The organism is Nostoc spongiaeforme FACHB-130, from assembly GCF_014698475.1.
Classification (GTDB): domain Bacteria; phylum Cyanobacteriota; class Cyanobacteriia; order Cyanobacteriales; family Nostocaceae; genus Nostoc_B; species Nostoc_B spongiaeforme.
In genome coordinates this window covers 1-5,342 of sequence record NZ_JACJTB010000093.1, presented here as the reverse complement: position 1 = coordinate 5,342, position 5,342 = coordinate 1, and the positions used below count along the sequence as shown (strand labels likewise).

Here is a 5,342-nt window from a genome sequence, read left to right as displayed (position 1 = left end):
TACTCAACCATCTTCCTCTTCGTCTTCCGCGTTGGAGTACTTTTCCTCCTACTCCTGTTGACGATTTCTTTTGCTTCAATTCCTCCTAATTGTAAAAAACCTACACCTGTCAGACACCTCCCACCCCCCTGGATTTCTCTCTTGTGAGAAATCCAGGAATACGCACTAGGGTCACAATTGCGGGAAACTGAAAACAGATCCATTTAATGAAGGAGAACTCAATGGGCTGGACTAAAGTTCTGGCGGCTAATGCACTCGCCCCTGGTGCAAGAGAAGTTGTGAATGTCGGTAAGCGCAAAATTCTCTTGCTGAATCATGAGAATAAATTATATGCAGTAGAAAATACTTGCCCACATTTAAAATTACCTCTGAAGAATGGCAAAATTGAAGACGGAGCCATTGTTTGTCCGTTTCACCGCAGTGCTTTTGATTTAGGTACTGGCGAGGTGAATAATTGGTGTCCCTGGCCGCCAGGAGTTGGTAAGGTATTGTCGTTAGTTTCACAACAAAAAACACTGCCAGTTTTTCCAATACGTGTGGAAGAAGGCAGTATTTTGATTGATGTGCCTGAAGGTTAAATTAAAATTGCGATCGCATTAATTGGGCGGGCAAACTGCCCACCCTGCTTACACAGCAGAAATGTTACCTAAAATTACATAATGGTTCTGGTCAGGAAATTTTGAGAGAAAATATAAATGTAGGAAACACAGTTAATCCCTATCAGATTTATTGCAGGAATTAACTTTGCAAACATGGTTAATGGAGGTGTCCCATGTTTAGCGATTTTTCACTTTATGATCCTACCACTTACCTAATTGTCAAACTCTTGGTTTTGATGTTGGCATTACTAATGTTTATGGTGCTTGCTGCGGCTCCAGTTGTGTAGAAATTAGTTAATTTAAATCTTTTTTCCAAGCAAATTTCCCAGAAATATATCGGTGAGATGATGCTAATCATGAGCAATTTCTTACCAATGGGTATTGTCTGTTTAACTTTATTCACAGGTTCACTGATTTCTGGTAAGGTTCTTTTGGCTAAAGACTTGCGGTTGATAAATCAAGCAGTAAATATTGCCAGTTTAGTAAATGGTCAATATCAATTTTGCAGTCAACCTGACCCCCAAGATTGGCGTGATGGGGCTGGAGTTTGTTTTAATTTTTCTAAAACTGGAAATCAAGTGAATGGTTATTATGGGTATCCGCACTCTGATCAATTTGTTTGTGTGCGTGGGATAGCAGATAAAAATCGCATTACAGGCGAAGGTCTAAGTATTGTGTGGGATATTCCGCAGAAAAATACAGTCGATTCTGCTGAATTTAAGTGGGATGCAGAAAAAAATTTAACACTTAGTCAGGCAAATATCCTCAATACCGCCAATGTTGACGAGGATAGTGCTACGTGGATTTTGTACCGCAAAGCTTCACTAAATCTTGAGGGATTTTACCAATACAATCGCCCCCGGATGACACCAGTATCTCAATTGTGTCAGTGGAGTTGCCAGTCGTAATTGATTAACTAGCGTGTTCCCAGTCACTGAGTAACTCATGTTCTTGTTTGATTTTTTTGGCTTTGCGGAATGGTACTTTGGGAGAACCAATATCTACGTGTCCAAAAGACTGCTTTTTCTGCTTGGTGGATTTTTGATTTTCTGTCGTTAAGGTAGTCATTGATGATTGTTTCCGAAAAACTCAGCACTACTTTAAATCATCAATTTCAAAACAGCAAATTTCTGAAGAGGTATTATTAAGTTTATTTAGGCGATCACAAGGTATAAAATATTCTCTAATTCCAAATATTTGACTATACCTATGGTTTATGACATCTAGGTAAGCTTATAAGTAAAACTATGTCTTTTAGGCTACAAACTAGATGAATTTAAATCGGAATTGCGATGGTAAACTCGGTTCCGATACCTGGTTGAGAATGAACATCCATAATGCCGTTGTGTTTTTCGACAACAATTTGATGGGCAATAGATAAACCAAGTCCTGTACCTTTACCGACTGGTTTTGTTGTAAATAAAGGTTCAAACAGCCGTTGTTTGAGTCTTTCAGGAATACCGATACCATTGTCAGCAATTTTAATTACCGCCATTTGTTGGAAATTGACATCGGTGGTAATTTGAATTTGTGGAATGCGATCGCTCATTTTACCTTGGATAATTGCTTCATCAAGGGCATCAATAGCATTAGCCAGCAGATTCATAAATACTTGATTTATCTCACCGATGTAGCAGGGAACATGAGGTAACTTGCCGTAAGACCGCATCACTTCAATACCGGGGTGATCGCCATTAGGCTTGAGGCGATGTTGTAAAATCATTAGCGTACTATCGATACCCGTATGCAAATCAGCAAGTAATTTGGTGTTGCTATCTGAGCGTGAAAAACTGCGGAGTGAAGTTGAAAGATGCTGAATGCGTTCGGAACCTACCTGGATAGAACTGACAATTTTTACTAAATCTTCGACGAGAAATTTCAGATCCAAGTTTTGAATAAAAGTAGAAATTTTGGTTGTTGGCTGGGGATATTCTTGTTCATAAAGTTTTAGTAGCTTGGTGATGTCAGCAATGTATTCTTGTAAAGGTGGGATATTGTTAACGATAAAGCCAATAGGATTGTTCATTTCGTGAGCGATTCCCGCGATTAACTCTCCGAGAGTTGAGAGTTTTTCTTGTTGTACCAGTTGCACTTGGGCTTTTTGTAATGCAGTGGTGCGATCGCGTACTTGTTCTTCTAAAGATTGAGTTAATTGCTGGAGTTGCAAATGCACCCGCACTCGTGCAATTACTTCTTCTTGGGCAAAGGGTTTGGGGATATAATCAACCGCACCCAGGGAAAAACCTTGAATTTTGCTTTCTGTATCAGCTAAGGCTGTGGTGAAAATAATTGGGATGTTCTGCGTTACTGGATTCGCCTTGAGACGACGACAGGTTTCAAAGCCATCAATACCGGGCATTTGGACATCAAGTAAAATTAATTCTGGTTGGTTGCGTTCGGCTTGAGCGATCGCACTTTTTCCATCCACTGCTACACGAAAACGCCAACCCTCACCAGCGAGTGCTTCCGAAAGCACAGATAAATTGGTGGGATTATCATCCACAATCAAAATAAATCCCTTAGATAAAACCTGATTCATGATGCTGCATTAACTAATTTGTTGTTGAATAAAAGTTTCTAAACGTTTGATTTGGAAGTTTTTTGCTAACTTGATAATGTGATGAGTAAATTTGTGGAACTGCTGCTGAGAAGCAAGTTGTTCTGCTAGTTCTAAAATATTTTGAATATCGCCATCTTGAGTGAGTTCTAATAATTGCTGTAAAACTTCTTTGTCAGGCAGAATGAAATCATCTAACGCATCTGAAGTCTGTGTTTTGTGTTGTTTTATAGGGTTTTGATTGTCGTATAACCATTCCAATTGGAGAAATTGCCGCAGTAGTTCCAGGAGTGTTTCTGCTTCTACTGGCTTAGGGAGAAAGGCATTTGCGCCCATATCAATACTTTTATATTCGTCAATTGCAAAGACACTGGCAGAAGAAGCAATAACAGGTATTTGGGCAAATTGACTAGCCTGACGCAAACTCTTAATCAACTCAAACCCATCCATTATAGGCATGACTAAATCAGTAATTATCAAGTCTGGTTGATCAGTGTTGATTTTCTCCCATGCTTCTTTTCCATGAGTCGCTTCTATGACATCAAACCCTACTGGTTCTAATAAATTGACAATCACCGAGCGATTTTCCCATTTATCATCCACAATCAAAATTGTGCGTTTTTCTCCTTGATAACCAATAATTACGCCTCGTTCAACTACTCTAGAAACTTTAGCCCAATCTTTAGATTCTGGTGATTCTATCTCAAACCAAAAAGTACTACCTTTGCCAAATTCACTTTCTACTTGAATTTGACTACCCATCAACGAAATAATTTTTTGGCTGATGGCTAGTCCTAATCCTGTGCCTTCTGTTTGGCGTTTCTGACTTCCTGCTTGTTCAAATGGTACAAAGATTTTTGCGATTTGTTCTGGTGTAATACCTGTGCCAGTATCTATTACTTCAAAACGAAGTTTATAGATAATTTTTCCTTCATCATTAATAGTTTGGTTAATAACTTTGACTTTAAATGTCACACTGCCTTGTTGAGTAAATTTAATGGCATTACCAAGTAAGTTAATTAACACTTGTCGCAAGCGTTTTTCATCAGCCCGAATGCCTATGGGTAAATCCGGGTCAAGTAATAGATGAAAATCGATGACTTTTTGTTCAGCCCGGATACGACAAATTTCACTGACGCTATCGATAAATGCAGGTAAATAAAAGTCAATGAGATTTAATTCTAGTTTTCTGGCTTCGATTTTAGATAAATCTAAAATATCATTAATTAGGGTTAATAAATGAGAGCCACACTGATAAATAACCCCGACACCTTTACTACCTTTTTCGCTTAATTTTTCTGTGCGTTGGAGAATTTGTGTATAGCCAAGAATACCGTTGAGTGGTGTGCGTAATTCATGGCTCATATTAGCGAGAAATTCACTTTTAGCTTGGCTAGAATTTTTAGCAGCTTCTTCAGCAAGGCGTAATTCTTGCTCGATACGTTTCCGCTCAACAATTTCACTTTTCAGCACTTTATTGATAGCTTCTAACTGCGCTGGACTAGGTAAAGTCAGAGCTTGTGGCATGAGATAAATTAAGGCAAAGGCTGTATATATTGAGATAATTGCTGTAAATGCTTTTAAAATTGATGAAACCCAATAATCAGGATGCCAAAGCGTCCAAATATCTATTAAATGTCCACTACCACAAGCCAAGATAAAAGCCCCAAATAAGAGAAATACTCCATTGAAAGGGACATCTTGACGTTTGGAAATAAAGTAAATCAATAGCAGAGGTATGGAATAATAAGCTAGAGCGATCGTGCCATCAGCAATAATATTCAGCCATACAAGTTCGGGTTTCCAGAGATAACAATGTCCATGTGGAATAAACCCAGCCACGTACATGGAATAGGGAACAAATGCCAATATCATGCTAGAGATTGCTAGTATTGTATTAACTTACGTAAACTTAGTATTCCCAAATCTTTAGTCAAGATGAACGATGGCAAACATATTTAATGTGTGAAGATGATAAATTTAGATACCAGACTGCTCTCACATAATTGAGAATTACTAGAGCAAGAATTAGCTATTATTTAGCAATTTTTGTGGTATATTCAGCCGCCATATTGGTTGAGTCGATGGGCGGTATTATCCGCCGCACCTCTCATTTAAATCTGGACGTGCCCATTTCTGTGCATCCAGCTTCCGATGTTCTTAGCTAGAGCTTTTGCTTATATGCA

5 protein-coding genes are annotated in these 5,342 nt (G+C 38.6%); 2 read left to right on the top strand and 3 right to left on the bottom strand.

The window, feature by feature from the left end:
* Positions 1–221: 221 nt before the first annotated feature.
* Positions 222–578, top strand: a complete 357-nt coding sequence (locus H6G74_RS30725) for a Rieske (2Fe-2S) protein (RefSeq protein ID WP_190971285.1) — start codon at positions 222–224, stop codon at positions 576–578.
* 377 nt (positions 579–955) lie between these two features.
* Positions 956–1,507 (top strand): hypothetical protein, encoded by a 552-nt coding sequence (locus tag H6G74_RS30720; RefSeq protein ID WP_242051396.1) that lies wholly within the window; start codon positions 956–958, stop codon positions 1,505–1,507.
* Positions 1,508–1,511: 4 nt separating this feature from the next.
* Here H6G74_RS30720 and H6G74_RS30715 read toward each other — a convergent pair whose 3' ends face one another.
* The 3 genes from H6G74_RS30715 to H6G74_RS30705 all read right to left on the bottom strand — a co-directional run bounded on the left by H6G74_RS30715 (position 1,512) and on the right by H6G74_RS30705 (position 5,031).
* The gene (locus H6G74_RS30715; RefSeq protein ID WP_190971284.1) at positions 1,512–1,667 is read right to left on the bottom strand and encodes a hypothetical protein; all 156 of its coding nucleotides are present in this window, start codon (positions 1,665–1,667) and stop codon (positions 1,512–1,514) included.
* A 208-nt stretch (positions 1,668–1,875) separates the two neighbouring features.
* Positions 1,876–3,138 (bottom strand): sensor histidine kinase, encoded by a 1,263-nt coding sequence (locus H6G74_RS30710; RefSeq protein WP_190971283.1) that lies wholly within the window; start codon positions 3,136–3,138, stop codon positions 1,876–1,878.
* A gap of 9 nt (positions 3,139–3,147) precedes the next feature.
* A complete protein-coding gene (locus tag H6G74_RS30705; protein WP_190971282.1) occupies positions 3,148–5,031 on the bottom strand; it encodes an ATP-binding protein in 1,884 nt (627 codons plus the stop codon).
* Positions 5,032–5,342: the final 311 nt, after the last annotated feature.

Bases quoted from the DNA above. Each gene is read 5' to 3' on its own strand.
- H6G74_RS30725 (WP_190971285.1), top strand. From the start codon at position 222: ATGGGCTGGACTAAAGTTCTGGCGGCTAATGCACTCGCCCCTGGTGCA.
- H6G74_RS30720 (WP_242051396.1), top strand. From the start codon at position 956: ATGAGCAATTTCTTACCAATGGGTATTGTCTGTTTAACTTTATTCACA.
- H6G74_RS30715 (WP_190971284.1), bottom strand. From the start codon at position 1,667: ATGACTACCTTAACGACAGAAAATCAAAAATCCACCAAGCAGAAAAAG.
- H6G74_RS30710 (WP_190971283.1), bottom strand. From the start codon at position 3,138: ATGAATCAGGTTTTATCTAAGGGATTTATTTTGATTGTGGATGATAAT.
- H6G74_RS30705 (WP_190971282.1), bottom strand. From the start codon at position 5,031: ATGATATTGGCATTTGTTCCCTATTCCATGTACGTGGCTGGGTTTATT.